Annotated in this window: 14 protein-coding genes and 1 tRNA gene; 7 read left to right on the top strand and 8 right to left on the bottom strand. The window is 53.5% G+C overall.

The features are described from left to right. Positions 1-2 precede the first annotated feature (2 nt). From QY332_13075 to bcp, 7 genes are all read right to left on the bottom strand, one after another. Complete coding sequence (locus QY332_13075; protein WKZ34546.1) at positions 3-734, bottom strand: SURF1 family protein; 732 nt, start codon at positions 732-734, stop codon at positions 3-5. Next, entirely contained in the window at positions 712-1,218 is a 507-nt protein-coding gene (locus tag QY332_13080) for a hypothetical protein (protein ID WKZ34547.1), read from the bottom strand. Before QY332_13080 ends, QY332_13075 begins: the two co-directional genes overlap by 23 nt. Before the next feature lie 18 nt (positions 1,219-1,236). Further along, positions 1,237-1,839: an SCO family protein gene (locus QY332_13085; protein ID WKZ34548.1), complete on the bottom strand. Its 603-nt coding sequence runs from the start codon at positions 1,837-1,839 to the stop codon at positions 1,237-1,239. An 89-nt stretch (positions 1,840-1,928) separates the two neighbouring features. Further along, the gene (locus QY332_13090) at positions 1,929-2,696 is read right to left on the bottom strand and encodes a cytochrome c oxidase subunit 3 (GenBank protein WKZ34549.1); all 768 of its coding nucleotides are present in this window, start codon (positions 2,694-2,696) and stop codon (positions 1,929-1,931) included. 14 nt (positions 2,697-2,710) lie between these two features. Beyond that, complete coding sequence (locus QY332_13095; GenBank protein ID WKZ34550.1) at positions 2,711-4,603, bottom strand: cbb3-type cytochrome c oxidase subunit I; 1,893 nt, start codon at positions 4,601-4,603, stop codon at positions 2,711-2,713. A gap of 20 nt (positions 4,604-4,623) precedes the next feature. Beyond that, entirely contained in the window at positions 4,624-5,625 is a 1,002-nt protein-coding gene (gene coxB, locus QY332_13100) for a cytochrome c oxidase subunit II (GenBank protein ID WKZ34551.1), read from the bottom strand. Positions 5,626-5,896: 271 nt separating this feature from the next. Beyond that, positions 5,897-6,361, bottom strand: coding sequence for a thioredoxin-dependent thiol peroxidase (gene bcp, locus QY332_13105; protein WKZ34552.1), 465 nt, complete (start codon positions 6,359-6,361; stop codon positions 5,897-5,899). A 168-nt stretch (positions 6,362-6,529) separates the two neighbouring features. Between bcp and QY332_13110 the strand changes: the two genes are divergently transcribed. The 4 genes from QY332_13110 to QY332_13125 all read left to right on the top strand — a co-directional run bounded on the left by QY332_13110 (position 6,530) and on the right by QY332_13125 (position 9,779). Continuing rightward, positions 6,530-6,611, top strand: a tRNA-Leu gene (locus tag QY332_13110). A gap of 104 nt (positions 6,612-6,715) precedes the next feature. After that, positions 6,716-8,125, top strand: a complete 1,410-nt coding sequence (tig, locus tag QY332_13115) for a trigger factor (protein ID WKZ34553.1) — start codon at positions 6,716-6,718, stop codon at positions 8,123-8,125. Positions 8,126-8,267: 142 nt separating this feature from the next. Next, positions 8,268-8,879, top strand: coding sequence for an ATP-dependent Clp protease proteolytic subunit (locus tag QY332_13120; GenBank protein WKZ34554.1), 612 nt, complete (start codon positions 8,268-8,270; stop codon positions 8,877-8,879). Positions 8,880-8,993: 114 nt separating this feature from the next. Continuing rightward, on the top strand, positions 8,994-9,779 hold the full coding sequence (locus QY332_13125; protein ID WKZ34555.1) for an HAD-IIA family hydrolase: 786 nt from the start codon (positions 8,994-8,996) through the stop codon (positions 9,777-9,779). Positions 9,780-9,850: 71 nt separating this feature from the next. On the opposite strand, the gene QY332_13130 is transcribed toward QY332_13125, so the two are convergent. Next, a complete protein-coding gene (locus QY332_13130) occupies positions 9,851-10,606 on the bottom strand; it encodes an NBR1-Ig-like domain-containing protein (protein WKZ34556.1) in 756 nt (251 codons plus the stop codon). Positions 10,607-10,779: 173 nt separating this feature from the next. On the opposite strand from QY332_13130, the gene rlmN reads away from it, so the two are divergent. The 3 genes from rlmN (at position 10,780) to sucC (ending at position 16,801) form a co-directional block, all read left to right on the top strand. Further along, complete coding sequence (gene rlmN / locus QY332_13135; protein WKZ34557.1) at positions 10,780-11,877, top strand: 23S rRNA (adenine(2503)-C(2))-methyltransferase RlmN; 1,098 nt, start codon at positions 10,780-10,782, stop codon at positions 11,875-11,877. 141 nt (positions 11,878-12,018) lie between these two features. Then, complete coding sequence (locus tag QY332_13140) at positions 12,019-15,546, top strand: TIGR03663 family protein (GenBank protein WKZ34558.1); 3,528 nt, start codon at positions 12,019-12,021, stop codon at positions 15,544-15,546. A 115-nt stretch (positions 15,547-15,661) separates the two neighbouring features. Further along, on the top strand, positions 15,662-16,801 hold the full coding sequence (gene sucC / locus QY332_13145; protein ID WKZ34559.1) for an ADP-forming succinate--CoA ligase subunit beta: 1,140 nt from the start codon (positions 15,662-15,664) through the stop codon (positions 16,799-16,801). Positions 16,802-16,803 lie beyond the last annotated feature (2 nt).

Genomic DNA, 16,803 nt, shown 5'->3' on the forward strand with positions numbered 1-16,803 from the left:
CACTACATCTGCTTTCTCAAATATACCGGATACCCAAGGAACAAGATCGATGCAAACGTAAACCATTGCAGGGCGTATCCAAAATGCGAGCCCTCGCTGATTTCCACCACGGGCTGAAACGGGATGGGTGGTGTTGCATCCCCGGCATCTGCATTCGGCTGGATATAAACATCCTGAATGGGGAACGGAATCTGTGCGGATATTCTCTCCACACTTAGATTATTCCACACATAAAGCATTTCACCGTTCGCGGGCAGCGCGTCAGCAACTCCACCGAAAGCTGGTTTGTCCTGCCCGAGCCTGATCTGCCCTGTGACAGTGACCATTCCAATTTCATCGTATTTTCGCCAATCGGCGGGAGTGGAATTTCCATCAGCGGGAATCCAGCCCCGGTCCACCAGAACAGCCGAGCTGTTAAAGCGAAGAGGCGTGATGAGATGATAGCCATATTGATCGCCGTTATAGCGATTCCGCAAGGCAACCTGATTCCCGAAATCATATTCGCCAGTGACACGAACAGCGCGCCATTCCAGCGCAGCAAGATCTCCAGGCAAAACCTGATTCAAATCCAGCATCTCCGCGACACGCATGGATTCGACCTGCGCATTGAAGACGCGGCGTCCTTCGAGCCTCTCCAACTGCCAGACGCCGAGACGGATACACACGGCTGTGCCTAAAAACACCAGCATGGTGGTGAACCACCACGCACGGCTAAACATCCTTTTTATGATCATGTTTCTTCTTTGCCGGCATAATGAGCGAGTAGAGGGCGATCAGCCCGCCGAGTGGAATGCCGGAGTACAAAATCCCGTACAGCCGCGTTCCAGCGGTGAGCGGTTCGCGCACATCCAAGCCAAAGTAGTTGCCGGGTTGAAACGAACAGGAATAGGCGTAGGATTGAACGGCGTCCAAAGGCAGGCTGGCAGAGGAGCCGGCCGGAATCCACAACGGACCGAGCTCGTGATCGGCCGAGTCGTTGTTGCGTACAAGCAATGTGTCGCCCACCACAAAGGTCATGGATGCCGGGATGCTCGGCGGGGCCTCGCCGCGCGCAATCCCCTCAGCTGTGCCTGCAGGAATGACCAGTTCGATCACCTGCGGCGGGCGCGCAGTTTCACGCAAAAACAGGAAGGTAAACTCGTTAATGAGAATCCCAATCGCAAGGCCTATCAACAGGGAGTTAAGTATTCGTTTAACTGCAATTCGAACAGGAGGCATGAGTTTTCTTTCGGAGGATTATTTCAATATCAAATTCAGATCATGAACAATGTCTTCAACGGGAGTGCCAAAACCGTACGAGAGGCGCAGATTGCCCTGCCTGTCAATCAGGGTCACGCGCGCGGTGTGGTTGATGATGACCCCGGCCGCCGAATCGCTCTGCGTGACTTCGCGGAAGACACCATAGTCCTGCCATATCTTTTGAAGTTCATCGAAGGAGCCGCTCAATCCGATGAAGGACGGGTTGAAACGCCCAACGTATTCCTGCACAGCTTGCAGGGTGTCACGGTCAGGATCCACTGAGATAAAAACAACCTGAACCTGTTTCGCCTTGTCTGGGAGTTGGTTCAAGGCCATGTTCAATTCGGCAAGCGTCGTGGGACAGACATCCGGGCAGGTTGTGTATCCAAAGAAGAGCAGGATGACTTTATCGCGCTGTCCACTTAAGCGGAATACATCTCCATTCGAGCGCAGCAATTCAAAATCCGCAGCGACCGGGTACGGTTCAACGTAAGAACTGCCGCGAAAATCCACATTTTGCGTAAAGAGCATATTTAATACAAGGGTAAAGCCGATGATCAAAAACGAGGCAATGCCAACCCAGATGACTCTTTTATCCATGTTTTTTACTCCAAAACGGGGCGACCCCTCACAGGACCGCCCCGCTCATTTGTTTCGTTACACCTTATATATACCAGAAAAACAACGGTTTATAAAGCAATCCCGATCAGGTACAGGGCGGGGTAGAAGAAAATCCAGACAAGGTCCACAAAGTGCCAATAGACGGCGGCAGCCTCCACGCCCCAGTGCCGGTCGGCGGAATAGATGTCTTTGCGACCATTATTGAGCACCACGATCAGGAAGATCAAGCCGGTGAAAACATGGAAGGCATGCATGCCGGTCATCATGTAAAAGACAGCACCGGCTGCACCGCTGCTGGCAGTCAGCCCCTCGTGGGCGGCGAGGGGCCATTCCACGGCAACCACGCCGAGCAAAAAGCCGAGGCCAAGCACAAAGGTGATGATGGTATTGACCATGAATCCTTTTTTGTCGCCGTGCGCCATGGCAGTCTCTCCGCGATTCATGAAGAAGGATGAGATCAACAACACGGCGGTCACCACCAGACCGAGGGTCTGATTCAAATGCGGACGCGTGAGTCCCAGCAGGTTGACGCGCGCAGCCAACAAGCCCGCAAAGACAAAGGCATCGGAAAGCAGAAAGAGCCATAAACCAAGGCGGTTGGTAGCGGTTTTGAATGAGTAGGAATGCGGGTCGGAATCGCCATCTTCGTTCAATTTATAGATATGCATGTAATAATACATGACCAGCGCGACCTTGATGACCGCCACAATGACAAGAATCGAGACCGCCTCGAACGTAACCGCTACAAAGTATTCCAGCACAGTCAATACGGCAAGATAAACGAAGATGACCACGCCCTGGCGGAAAGCAGAAGTTTTATCCAAAATATGTGACATTTGACTCCTCCCCTTTAATGATGCCTGCTTTTGGCAGGCTCGATGAATTCAACATACTTCGAACCGGGCAGGCCATAATCATATGGCTCACCGACAACCTCAAAAGGCCGGTCGTAGTTATGCATAGGCATTGGCGATGTTACCTGCCACTCCGGCGAACGTGAATTCCATACATTTCCATCCGCCTTTTCGCCATTCTTGATGCTGTTGAAGAAGTTGTAGATGAAGATCAGCACCGATACGCCGATGAGATAACCGGCGATGGTCATAACCAAATGAGCATTGTCAAAGCCAAGTGCAGGATCATAATCCGCGATGCGGCGGCGCATGCCGAGCAGCCCGACACGCATCATGCCAAAGGTGAGGACGAAGAACGAGGGGGTCATCAGCCAGAAATGAAGTTTACCAAGTGCCTCGCTCATGCGGCGCCCCGTTGCCTTGGGGAACCAGTAATACAGCGCGGCAAAGAAGGGGAAGACGAAACCGCCGAAGATGGTATCGTGGAAGTGCCCAACAATGAAGTAAGTATCGTGAAGATGCAGGTCCACGGAAACCGTGGCGTTCGGGGGACCTGTGAGGCCTCCGAGAAGGAACACGACAACGGCACCAAGGACGAAAAGCATCGGTGTGGGAAATACAATCTTTCCCTTCCAAAGGGTCGCCACCCAGGAGAAAAACTTAACCCCGGTTGGGATGGCTACCAGCAGGGTACTATACATGAACGGCACACGCAGGTATTCGTTCATGCCGGAGGTGAACATGTGATGCGCCCAGACCAGGAAGCCCACCAGTGCAATGCCCAGCGAGGACATGGCAACCCAGCGATAGCCAAACAGAGGCTTGCGGGCAAAGACCGGCAACAGCTCGGAAATCACACCAAGGCCCGGGAGTACGAACACATATACCGCGGGATGTGAATAGAACCAGAATAGATGCTGGAAGAGAACGGGGTTACCACCCTTGCCAGGATCAAAGAAACCCATGCCGAAGAGACGCTGGAACATGACCAATTGAAAGGATAGACCGATCAACTGTGTGGCGGTCAGCGCAATGATGGATGTGGCGACAGCTGCCCAGACAAAGATCGGCATGCGCATGGCAGTCATTCCCTTCGAACGCATACGAACAACCGTCGCAATTACGTTAAGCGCGCCGAGAATGGACGACCAGCCGGCGGTAAAAACGCCGAGAAAGAACATCTGAATACCCACCGGGGCGCGGGCTGAAAGCGGAGGATACCCGGTCCAGCCCGTATCGAAGCCGCCAAGTACAAGGCTCATCAACAACAGGACCGATGCAGGTACAGCCACCCAGAACGAAAAAGCGTTCAAGCGCGGGAACGCCATGTCTTGCGCGCCAAGCATCAACGGTACCACATAGTTGATAATGCCGGCGATACCCAGCAGAATGGATACGATCATGATCATGCCGTGCAGGGACATGAGTGTATTGTAAAGCTGCGGCCCATTCTGACCGAACAATTTCATATCCGTCGTCAGGAACTGTAATTCGGACGCAGCAAGCTCGGTGCGGAAGATGAGGGCGAACAAACCGCCGATGCTGATCAACGCTAGCGCCACCACCGTATATTGAATGCCGATCACCTTATGGTCGAGGGAAACATGGAAATATTTCTCCCAGCCGGAGTAATGCTCTTCATGATGTTCAGGGGTATCAATGCCGCGCGCCCACTTGTACCAGTCGCTCACCGAGCCGTTGCCGGCCAGGAAGAAAAGCACGCCAAAAAATCCTCCCAGCACCCAGGCCGGTTCGGTAAAGAAAAATGTATCAATTGTGCTTAGGCCCATTACAAAACGAATGCCCGTCACCAGGCCGGCCCCCAGCAGGGTGCCGATCAACTGCCAGAACAATCCGCGAGCAAAGGCGGTATTAAAGAATTTCTTCATGGTTGCAAGTCCTTCGCCACTTATTTCAGCGTTTTAAGATACGCGATGATGTTCGCGATTTCTTCGTCCGTGAACACATAAGGAGGCATGCTGGTTGGGGAATATCCAGCCACTTCCTTCGCCTTCGGGTCAAGAATGGATTCGACAATATAGGCATCGTCCGCCACTGCGGAGGTACCGTCCGCAAATTCACGTGTGGATTCGTACACACCCAGCCAGGAAGGTCCGACGAGCTTCGAACCGTCCAGGGAATGGCAACCGATACAGCCATTCTTTACAGTCAACAATTGTCCCTGTCCTTCGGGAGTCTGCGATGCGGCGGCAATCGCGCTCTGTTCGGCAATCCAGGCATCATACTCCGCCTGCGTATTAACAATGACAGGGTTTTCCATCGCATAATGAGACATGCCGCACAGCTCCGCGCAGCGGACTTTGTAATCGCCGAGCAGCGTCGGGGTGATCCTGTACTCGGTCACGCGCCCAGGCACAACGTCCTGTTTGACGCGGAACTCAGGAACCCAGAATGAGTGGATCACATCCGCCGATTCCATCTTAAGCACAACCTGTTTATTCACGGGCAGGCGCAGTTCACTGCTGACAATGCCGAATTCAGGGTATTCAAAAATCCAGGTGAATTGCTGTGCGCGCACTTTTACCACCATGGCCTCAGGGTCGGCACGGGTGGTTTCCCCGAGCGAGTACGCGCCCATATAGGCAAAAATCAGAACCACAAACAGAGGCAGCACAGTCCATGTGATCTCCAGATTGGTGTTGCCTTCAATATGTTCGCCGTCACCTGTTTCGCCCTTCCTGCGCCGAAAAACGACCAGACTGTAAAACAACGGTACAACAATGAGCGCAAAAAGGAAGGACATGGCGATCACCTGCCAGTTCCACAGCCAGTCAATTGAAACCGCCTGTGCGCTCGCCTGTTCCGGCATAAGCCCTGCGGAATCCAGACCAAAATAAGTGAGGATGGACATCACAATGATCAGGATTCCAACAATTACAAAATGTTGCATACGCTCTCTCCTAATGAATTTTCAAACGGGGAAACCACCCCAAGTTTCGTTGCCCTAAAATCGGACTAACCCTGTGCGAATTGTCACTATTTTCACAACCAGACCAATATACCAAATTCTTTAACAATTGTCACTATTTATGGTGGACATTGTACGCATCTTCCTTACCTGCAACCTGTCCGCCATACATTTACAGAATCATGCCGACGGCCTTTCCATCACCACCGTCGGCATGCGCGTGTTATATCCCTTCAACCAAATTAATCAATTCTTATTTCACTCCCAAAACAGCGAGCAGTTCCGCGCTGTGTTCGGCAGGGCGTACATTTTCAAACACACGCTTGATGTTTCCATCCGTATCGATCAGAAAGGTGGTACGGAGGACGCCTTCATATTCCTTGCCCATGAATTTCTTCGGACCCCACACGCCGTACAAGTCACAGACCCGATGCCCATCATCCGCAAGGAGCGGGAACTGCAGCTGAAACTTCTTCTTGAACTTCACATGAGACTCAACAGAATCCGGGCTGACGCCCAAGATCACCACGCCCGCCTTTTCATAGGCGGTGTAATCATCACGGAAATTGCAGGCTTCCTTCGCGCAGCCCGGCGTATCGTCCTTGGGGTAGAAATAAAGCACGACATTCCTCCCACGATAATCGGAAAGTTTTCGGGATGTGTTTGTATCGTCCAACAATTCGAAATCAGGCGCGGGAATCCCGGAAGAGATCGGCATGGTATGGGTTCTCCTATCGCGAGTTGATACTGTCAATTATAACTGCAATCAAGCAGACTCGCCTTCGTGAGAGTCGTCTTGTGAAAACCCTGATAAAATCCATAAATCCAAACATCGGGCATTCCTTACGGTATAATTGCGGCGCTCTTGCAGACAAAAATCATCCCCGGGGATGTGCTGGAACTGGCAGACAGGCATGACTTAGGATCATGTGCCGCAAGGCGTGTGGGTTCGACTCCCACCATCCTCACTACAACCCCGTCTTTACGAGCGCACTTCGCGATGCAACCCCTGTAAGCGGGATCGCATCGTCGGAAAATCACCTCCTCGCAAGGACGTAAAAAGGAACTTACCTTGAACATCGAAAAACAATATCAGGAAGACCACACCATCAAACTTCTCGTGGAAGTTGATGCGGAGAAGATGACCACCTACAAACGCCGCGCGGCAACGAAAATCGCCTCACGCGGAAATATCCCGGGCTTTCGCCCCGGCAAGGCGCCCTATGATGTCGTGGTGCGCACCTATGGTGAAGGCGCGATCACCGAACAGGCTGTGGACCTATTCATCGACATGGAATATTCGAATATCCTCAAAGAAGCGGATATAAACCCCGGCGCAGCCGGCTCGCTCGAATCCATCGACAGCCTCGAGCCGCCCAAGTTTACCTTCCGTGTACCGCTTGCCCCGGATGTGGACCTTGGCGATTATCACTCCGTCCGCCTGCCATATGAGTGGAAAACTCCCGGACAAAAAGACGTGGATACAGCCATCGAAGACCTGCGCCAAATGTATGCCACAACGGAAACCGTAGAGCGTGCCATTGAGACCGGTGATTATGTTTTAGTGGACGTAAAATCTGAAACCGCCGAATTAAACCGCACGGGATTCGCCGCCTTCGTCCGCAGTGAAGACCGGGATACCGAATGGCCCTACAACGGTTTCGCAAAGGAACTGATCGGGCTAAAATCCGGCGACAGCACAACCATCAAACACAAATTCCCCAAGGACTGGGAAGTGGAGGAGTTGAAGGGAAAAAGTTCCGAAATCGAAGTAACCGTCAAGACCGTGCGCGCCGTGACCCTGCCCGACCTCAATGACGAGTTCGCCAAAACAGCAGGCGCGGGCGAAACCCTGGACGCTTTAATGGAAGCTGTGAAAAAGGACGTGGAAAACCGTTCACAGGCGGAATACGATGACAAATATTTTGTTGAATTGATTGAAAAGATCAAGGAAGGTGCAACCCTCAAGTATCACGAGCATACACTCGAACATGAAGGCGAGCATGTGCTTTCGGACCTGTCCAACCGCCTCTCCCAGCAGGGCATGGATTTAGATACCTATTTCAAAGTCCGCAATACCACGCGCGAACAGTTCATCGAAGATGAGGTAAAGCCCGTCGCGAAGAAACGGCTGGAGCGCGGACTCATTCTCGACGAGATCGTCCGCAGGGAAAAGATCCAGATCAATAATGAGGCGCTGGAGGAGGAATACAACAACACACTCAACGGTCTTGCCATGCAGGGTGTTGACTTTGGCAAGATCCGCGGCGGGCGCAAGGGACAGAAACAATTAAGCGAAGCCATCGCGATGGAATCCGCCAGCCGTGTGATGACGCGCATGGCGCTCAATATGATCAAGTCGATTGCGATGGGCGAATACAAACCTGTTGAAGAGACAAATGCGGAAGAAGATCTTGCGGAGGAAGTGGCGAAGGAGGAATCCGCGCCAGCCGAGGATGAGCAGGAAAAGGCTTCCGAATAGCTAGGATGCTTGTGGACGGCCGACAGGCCAATGTTAAGAGAGAAGCGAATTCGGTCATTCCCCGCAATGACACCGCCAATCAAATTATAATAAAAATCCAATACACTTTGTGTATGATTGTCCCAACTTAAAGGAGACAAATATGATTCCTGATATCAAAAATGTTGTTCCAATGGTCGTTGAAAATACGGGCCGCGGCGAGCGTGCCTATGATATTTATTCGCTGCTGCTGCGCAACAACATCATCTTCCTCGGCACGCCGATCGATGATCAGGTTGCGAATGTGATCGTTGCCCAACTGCTGTTCCTTAACCACGAAGATCCTGAAAAGGAAATTCGCATGTACATCAACTCGCCCGGCGGACAGATCTACGCAGGACTTGCGATCTACGACACGATGCAGATCATCTCGAACCCGATCAGCACGGTTGCCGTCGGCGTAACCGCCTCGTTCGGGACCGTTTTGCTGACCGCCGGCACGAAAGGCAGCCGCTACGCCCTGCCGCATGCCACCGTCCACATGCACCAGCCCCTCGGCGGCGCACAGGGCCAGGCCACGGACATTGAGATTCAAGCCAAGCAGATCCTGCGTTTGAAGTCCTTGCTCAATGGAATCATGTCAAAACACACCGGCAAGCCGCTGGAAGTGATCGAACGCGATCTAGACCGCGACTTCTATCTCGATGCCGCACAGGCTGTGGAGTACGGTTTGGTCGATCAGGTGATCGAAACACCGGAAAAAGTGGCGAAGTAGCGATTGACAGTCCACTTTTATGAAGACCTCGAGGAGCCTCTTCGAGGTCTTGCGTTTATAATGGACCGGCACTCGCCCCTGCACGACAGCATAAAAAAAGAAAACGAAAATCACATGATCCCTTCAAATATAAAAGCTCTCATCCTCGACATGGACGGTGTCATTTGGAAAGGCGATGCACCGATCGGCGACCTGCCATCCATCTTCAACAGAATCCGCGAACGCGGTCTGAAATTTGTCTTTGCCACCAATAACGGCACAAAAACGCCCGAAGAATATCAACAAAAATTAACCGGGCTTGGAGTGGAGATCGATGCTTCCCAGATGGTCACTTCCGCTTTGGGCATTTCCTTCCTGCTTGCACAAAAATATCCGCGCGGGACAAAGGTCTACATGATCGGCGAAGACGGCATCCGCGTGGCGCTGGAGCAGGAGGGGTTTGAGATCCTCGGCGTGGACACTGCACCCGAAGCGCGGGCAGTTGTCATGGGCATTGACCGGGGCATCACCTTTCAGAAAATCGCCGAAGCGGCCCTGCTTGTGCGGGCGGGCATCCCGTTCTACACAACGAATACAGACCGCACCTTCCCCACCCCGCGCGGAGAAATCCCCGGGTCGGGCGCGTGGCTATCGGTCATCACCACCGCAACAGGCGTGGAACCGACCGTGGCAGGCAAGCCGTTTCCGTATCTGATGGAACTGTCCCTTGAAAAGCTTGGGACAGGGAAAGAGGAAACCCTCGTGATCGGCGACAGACTGGAAACAGACATCGCAGCTGGACAAGCGGTGGGCTGCCCAACCGCGCTGGTGCTGAGCGGCGTTTCATCCATGGAACAGGCGCGGGCGTGGAAGCCTGCTCCGAATATCATCATGGATGATCTGGCATCGCTGATTGGTTAATCAAAAAAAAGAGACCTGCAAAACCGCAGGTCTCTTCAATACAAAAATTGACAAAAATTGTCCACCCGGATTTAAGGGGGGGGCACATCGGTGGGCGTTTCAGGTGTATTGGATGGAGCCGTCGTTGCCGCAGGGGAAGTAGCTGTCGGCGTGCCGGACGATGCGGTTGCTGTTAGAGTGCCGACCTTGATCTCCACAGACAGGAACGTGCCAAACGGCTGTCCCTTGTCGTTGAAAATCTTCCAGTACCCGATCACCTCGCCTGCTTTCGTGGGTGCGACCATTGAAACGGAAACATCCACGGTTTGGCCGGCCCCAACGGCACTGCCGATGGGCGTTGTCCTGCCGCCCATTACTTCGCCGTTGACAAAGGTGAGTTGATACGCGGCTGTCCATGCGCAGGTTCCGTTGTTCTGCACCTTCCAGGTTTTTGTAAACGATTGTCCGGGCACCATGACTGTGCCATCCGGAATGGTCACATCAGCAACATAGACTGAATTGTCACAACCTGCTGCACCGGATCCGCCGCCTGTCGCAGGGGAGCCAATTACAGGCTGGGCGGGAAGCGTGATGGTAACGAAGAGTGTCGGGGTCTCTGTCGGCATCATGGTAAATGTGGCGGTGGCAGTTGGCTCTGCCGCCTGCAAGGTCAATTGCTGGGCTTCGAGGGTCATTGCTGCGTTGGTGTAGATCGCGTTAACTTCATCCTGCGCATTTCTCGGGCTTCTGAACGCAAAGATCAGGGCGACAACCCCGGCGATCAGCAATAGCGCGACCAGCCCCCAGATGATCGTTGTGTTCGGTATGGTCGATTTCGATTTCAACATGGTTCCTCCATTGTAGTACAAGGTTGGGATTATAGCGTGAAGAAATTAAAGGAATATGGGTGTTTCCCTACGAATTCCATACTCTCGTTTTATGGCAAATGATTCTCCTTGCAAAAAACAAACGGAAAAAGGGGTGGATAAGTTCCCCTTGATGTCTGCTAAAATAGGGACACATGCTCATCTACGACCTCGATAAACCCACACTTACAAACACATTCAAAGAATGGGATGAGCCCGCCTACCGCGCGAAGCAGGTCTGGCAGGGACTGTACGGGCATCTTTATTGTTCCCCTGAACAGTTTACAAATTTACCAAAATCCCTGCGCGAGAAGATGGCGGAAAATTTTACCTTTTCGCCATTTTCAGTAAGGGTCTATCAGGATTCTTCAGACAAGTCCACGCGCAAGACCTTGTTCCAATTGCCCGATGGGAATTTGATCGAGGCAGTGTTGATGCGCTATGGCGACCCTGCGGACAACCCACAGATCACCCCGGCCGCTCCTATCAGCGCAAATTTGCGCGGTGCAAAGAATCGCAGGACGTTGTGCATCTCCACGCAGGCGGGCTGCGCGATGGGATGCGTGTTCTGCGCGACAGGTCAACTGGGATTCAAGCGTAATCTTTCCAGCGGGGAGATCGTCGCACAGGTCATGTATTACGCGCAGATGTTAAAGGAACAGAACCAACCCGTCAGCAACATCGTTTTCATGGGCATGGGCGAACCCTTCCACAATTACGAGAACACGATGGCCGCAATTGACAGGCTGAACGACTCTGATGGATATAACTTTGGCGCGCGGCGCTTCACCATCTCGACCGTCGGGCTGGTCCCGCAGATTCGGCGTTTTGCCGACGAGCAGCGGCAGATCAACCTGGCCATCTCGCTCCACGCCGTTGACGATGACGCCCGCACCGAAATGATGCCAGTCAACAAACGCTACAAAATTGACGAAGTGCTGGAAGCCTGCGAATATTATGTCGCAAAGACCAGCCGCCGCGTCACTTTTGAATGGGCGCTGATCCACGGCGTGAACGACACACCGGAAATTGCCAAAAAACTCGCATCCAAATTGCGCGGACTGATGTGCCATGTCAACGCCATTCCCCTCAATCCCACCGCAGGGTTTGGCGGCAAAGCTACGGACCGTCAGCGGGCGGGCATATTCAAGGAAACCCTGGAGCAGGCTGGAATTCCATGCACGATCCGTATGCGCCGCGGAATCGATATCAACGCAGGCTGCGGTCAGCTTGCAGGAGCCGAATCAAAGTAGGACACCCTTGCCATCTACACGAAGGCAGTCAATATTCTTGTTATAATACCTCTCACTTCGCATTAAACTTTTGCGGCTATTATTTGCAATTGGAAATCGATCGAAACATGGTCAACCCACTTTATCGAAGGTGAAAACTCAATGGATCAAAAACGAAACTGGCTCGAACGCCCCATTCATCCCACATTCCCCAAAATCACCCATGAGATCGCAATTTTTGCGGTCGTTATTTTGCTTGCATTGGTCACGCGTTTTTACGACCTTGAATCGCGTGTGATGAGTCACGACGAAAGCCTGCATACATATTTCTCCTGGCTTCTATACCGCGGGCAGGGCTACGAACACTCCCCCATGATGCATGGGCCTTTCCAGTTCCATGCGCTTGCGCTGGTGTACTTCATCTTCGGAGTATCCGATTTCACCTCGCGCATCCCGGCCGTGTTATTCAGCATCGCCACGGTTTGGATGGTCTGGTACTGGCGGCGGTATCTTGGCAAATGGGGGGCGCTCATCGCGGGCATTCTGCTGGTCATTTCACCGTTTATGCTGTATTACGGGCGGTACGTGCGAAACGAATCATTTGTCGGCTTCTCCGGCATTCTCATGCTGTACGCCGTACTTCGTCATCTGGAAGTCGGCGGTAAAAAATACCTCTTCATGCTTGCCGGCGCACTTGCCCTGCATTACACGTCAAAGGAAACCTCGTTTATCTACACCGCCCAGGCACTTGTCTTTCTCGCCATTTATTTCATCGCACAGATCACCCGCCGCTCGTGGAATAATGCAGAAAAGGAATACCGATCCTTCATCATTGCGCTTAGTGTCACCGTGCTGCTCGCCGGCATAGCCGCCGGGTATGGACTCTACACGCATGAGGAAAGAACCCTCACCGGAGCAGAGACTGCCATGCCGGCGGACCCGGCGGATCTCACAGCGCCTCTCTCAACACCTGAATCTGCTCCGCTTTCCCCGACAATGATCCTCGCCGTAGCTGCGCTGATTGCCCTCATCGTTACCGCCTTTTTTCTCATCCGCGGCTACGGCTGGGAGCGAATCCGCAACGAACGTTCCTTCGACCTGCTCATCGTCTCCGGAACAATCGTCCTGCCGCAACTGGCCCCATTCCCGATAAAGTTCCTTGAAAGCATGCTAACTGTCGCGATCCCCACCTCCGCACCGGAAGTCCAGGCCATGAGCGCGGATATGCGCTCCATCCTCATCATTGGCGGATTCCTCCTGCTTATGTTCATCCTATCCGCCGCGGCCGGACTGTTGTGGAATCCTGAAAAATGGTGGAAGACCGCACTTATCTTCTGGGTGCCATTCACGATCTTATACACCACTGTCTTCACCAACAGCGACGGATTCTTCACCGGCACCATCGGCTCGCTTGGTTATTGGATCGTCCAGCAGGATGTGGAACGCGGGAGTCAGCCCTGGTATTACTATCTGCTGATACAGATTCCCATCTATGAATTCCTGCCCGCTCTTGGTTTTATTCTTGCACTTGTGCTCGGGTTCAAAAGAAAGCCTGCGCTCAGGTCTGAAGTCGACCGCCAGGATGAGGCTGAAGTCGCCAGCCTGTTCAACCACACAGAAACCGAGGAAACAAACTTCCCGAACACATTCAGTCTGCTGATCTGGTGGACGATCAGCAGTGTGGCCGCATTCTCGTATGCGGGCGAACGAATGCCCTGGCTCACCTATCACATGGCGTGGCCCATGATTCTGATCACGGGCTGGGCATTGGGGCGGGTGATCGATGCCACCAATTGGGAAAATTTAAAGGAACGGCGTATGCCGCTCGCGCTGGCATCCTTAACCGTATTCATCGCCAGCACAACCGGCATCGTCCTTGCCCTGAACGGGCCAACTCCCCCATTCCAGGGACAGGAGTTGGAGCAGCTGCAGGCAACCAGTTCCTTCCTCCTGCCGCTGGTCGTTACCATCCTAAGCGGTGCAGGCTTGAGCTACATCCTGCGGGAGTGGACCTTCCAGGAGATCAGGCACGTCTTCACGCTGCTATTTTTCGGCTTCCTGACATTACTTACCACCCGGGCTGCATTCCGTGCCGCATACATCACCTATGATCAGGCAACGGAATACCTTGTCTACGCCCATGGCGCAACAGGCATCAAGCAAATCACCGAACAGGCGAGGGAAATTTCACAGCGCACGACGGGCGGCATGGGCGTAGCAATTGCATACGACGCCTCAGCGCCCGACACAGGCGTCTCCTGGCCCTTCGTCTGGTACCTGCGCGATTTCACCAACCAGCGTTCCTTTGACCAGCCCACGCGCTCCCTGCGCGATTCAGTCCTCATCATCGTGGACGAAAAGAATTTCGACAAGATCGAACCCGCCATCGGACCGGGATATTACCGCGAGGATTACATCCGCATGTGGTGGCCCATGCAGGATTATTTCGGCCTGGTGAGTCAGCGCGACCCAAACACCCCCTTCCCGGAAGATTACGCCTGCAATGGCGTCATGAGTTTTCTAAAATTGCGAAAATCAAGGGATTATGCAAGGTTCTGCGAGGGATTCACCAATCCGCAGATCCGCGCTGGCATCGTACAGATCTGGCTCAATCGTGATTACAGCCTGTATGCGCAGGCAAAAGGACGGCAGGACCTGACCCTCACGACCTGGCAGCCCGCCGACCCGATGCGCCTTTACATTCGTCAGGATGTTGCCGCGCAAATTTGGAATTACGGCGTCCCGCCGGCTCCCCAGCAAATGGTGGAAGACCCAACCGAGGGCAAATACACGCCGCTTGCCGCAGATCTCATCCTTGACGCCACGCAGGCAAATCCTGTGGTGTTGAATGCACCACGTTCACTCGCCTTTGCAAAGGATGGCACAATGTATGTGGCAGACTCCCGCAACCACCGCATCCTGCATCTGGACACACAGGGGAATATCCTGCATGAATGGGGCAGTTTTGCAGACGGCCTCAACACCCCGGCTGGACCCGGCACGTTCAACGAACCATGGGGCATCGCCATTGGAAAAGATGGCTCCGTCTATGTGACCGATACCTGGAATCACCGCGTTCAGAAATTTTCCGCAAGCGGCAGATTTATCACAGCCTGGGGGGTGTTCGGTCAGGGTGATACACCTCAGTCCTTCTACGGTCCGCGCGGCTTGGCGGTGGATGACAAGGGGCGGGTTTATGTCGTGGATACGGGCAACAAGCGCGTCGTTGTGTTCGATGCGAGCGCGAATTTCATCACCGAGTTTGGAACGGCGGGCTTTGCTCCCGGCGAGTTTGACGAGCCGGTCGGCATCGCGATAGATAAAAATGGCCTTGTCTATGTAACGGACACATGGAATCAACGTGTGCAGGTCTTTCTGCCGGTGGATGTCGAAAACATCCTGACCTTCATCCCGCACAAGCAATGGGACATCTTTGCCTGGTTCGGGCAATCGCTGGACAACAAGCCGTTCATTGCCGTAAACAATGACTTGCATGTTTTCATCACCGACCCTGAGGGATTTCGGGTGATCGAGTTTGACCCGGATGGCAATGTTGTCCGCACCTGGGGCGATTACGGCAACACCGCCTTGAGTTTTGGTCTTGCTTCCGGAATTGCAGTGGATGCCGATGGTCAGGTATGGGTGACGGACGGCTCATTCAACCGCATCATGAGGTTCACGCTGCCGTAACATGTCAATCAGAAGGTCCCGTGAGCAATCATACTCACGGGACTTTTATTGCCGCTAAATTTTATGGTGGTATAATGCCGTTGCTTCCAAGCAAAATATCCCCCGAGGGAGAAGTATGAAACTCCACGAATATCAATCAAAAACAATTTTCTCGAAGTATGGCATCCCGATTCCGAAGGGCAGGGTTGCGGCTACCGCTCAGGAGGCAAAGCAGATCGCCGAAGAGCTGGGTGGCCGCGTTGTCATTAAAGCACAGGTATTGGTGGGTGGACGCGGAAAAGCAGGCGGTGTAAAGCTCGCCAAAGATTCCACGGAAGCCGAACAGCTTGCCACTCAAATCCTGGGCATGGATATCAAGGGACTGCCGGTCCGTAAAGTGCTTGTGGACGAAGCCTCCGCCATCGACCAGGAGATTTACTTCTCCATCACCAATGACCGCGCCGCGAAGAAACCCGTGATGATCGCATCCTCTGCAGGCGGCGTGGACATCGAAGAAGTGGCCGCAACAGACCCCGACAAGATCATCAAGGTTCACATTGACCCTCTGCTCGGTCTGCGCGAATACCAGGCACGTGACGTGGCTGTTGCCATCGACCTTCCCCGCGATTACTGGAAGGACTTTGTCAAAGTGGCGATGGGATTGTGGGACGTCTACAAAAACACCGATGCGACACTGGCAGAGATCAATCCGCTGGTGATCACCAAGGATAAAAAGCTGATCGCCCTCGACGGCAAGATGATGATCGACGATAACGCCCTCTTCCGCCAGCCCGACCTCGCGGAAATGCGTGATACGGACGAAGATGCGCCGGCTGAGATCGAAGCCCGCAAGTACGGGCTTTCCTATATCAAACTCGACGGGGACATCGGCTGCATGGTCAACGGCGCAGGGCTTGCCATGACCAGCATGGACGTGATCAAACTCTTTGGGGGCGAGCCTGCCAACTTCCTGGACGTGGGAGGCGGCGCAGACTCGAAGAAGGTCGCCGCGGCAATGCGCATCATCCTCACCGACTCGAATGTCAAAGCCGTGCTTTTCAACATTTTCGGCGGCATTACCCGATGTGATGAAGTCGCAAGAGGCATCCTCACCGCCATGGATGAGGTCAAACCGAAAGTTCCGATGGTCGTCCGCCTCGTCGGCACAAATGCCGAAGAAGGACGCCGCCTGCTCGAAAATGCAAAAATGATCACCGCAGAAACCCTCGCCGACGCGGCGAAGAAATCTGTCCAGGCCGCGAAGAAAGGGAAATAATC

The sequence above is a fragment of the Anaerolineales bacterium genome (assembly GCA_030583885.1).
Taxonomy (GTDB): domain Bacteria; phylum Chloroflexota; class Anaerolineae; order Anaerolineales; family Villigracilaceae; genus Villigracilis.

Bases quoted from the DNA above. Each gene is read 5' to 3' on its own strand.
- QY332_13085 (WKZ34548.1), bottom strand. From the start codon at position 1,839: ATGGATAAAAGAGTCATCTGGGTTGGCATTGCCTCGTTTTTGATCATC.
- QY332_13090 (WKZ34549.1), bottom strand. From the start codon at position 2,696: ATGTCACATATTTTGGATAAAACTTCTGCTTTCCGCCAGGGCGTGGTC.
- bcp (WKZ34552.1), bottom strand. From the start codon at position 6,361: ATGCCGATCTCTTCCGGGATTCCCGCGCCTGATTTCGAATTGTTGGAC.
- QY332_13075 (WKZ34546.1), bottom strand. From the start codon at position 734: ATGATCATAAAAAGGATGTTTAGCCGTGCGTGGTGGTTCACCACCATG.
- QY332_13125 (WKZ34555.1), top strand. From the start codon at position 8,994: ATGATCCCTTCAAATATAAAAGCTCTCATCCTCGACATGGACGGTGTC.
- QY332_13095 (WKZ34550.1), bottom strand. From the start codon at position 4,603: ATGAAGAAATTCTTTAATACCGCCTTTGCTCGCGGATTGTTCTGGCAG.
- coxB (WKZ34551.1), bottom strand. From the start codon at position 5,625: ATGCAACATTTTGTAATTGTTGGAATCCTGATCATTGTGATGTCCATC.
- QY332_13140 (WKZ34558.1), top strand. From the start codon at position 12,019: ATGGATCAAAAACGAAACTGGCTCGAACGCCCCATTCATCCCACATTC.
- rlmN (WKZ34557.1), top strand. From the start codon at position 10,780: ATGCTCATCTACGACCTCGATAAACCCACACTTACAAACACATTCAAA.
- QY332_13120 (WKZ34554.1), top strand. From the start codon at position 8,268: ATGATTCCTGATATCAAAAATGTTGTTCCAATGGTCGTTGAAAATACG.
- QY332_13130 (WKZ34556.1), bottom strand. From the start codon at position 10,606: ATGTTGAAATCGAAATCGACCATACCGAACACAACGATCATCTGGGGG.
- sucC (WKZ34559.1), top strand. From the start codon at position 15,662: ATGAAACTCCACGAATATCAATCAAAAACAATTTTCTCGAAGTATGGC.
- QY332_13080 (WKZ34547.1), bottom strand. From the start codon at position 1,218: ATGCCTCCTGTTCGAATTGCAGTTAAACGAATACTTAACTCCCTGTTG.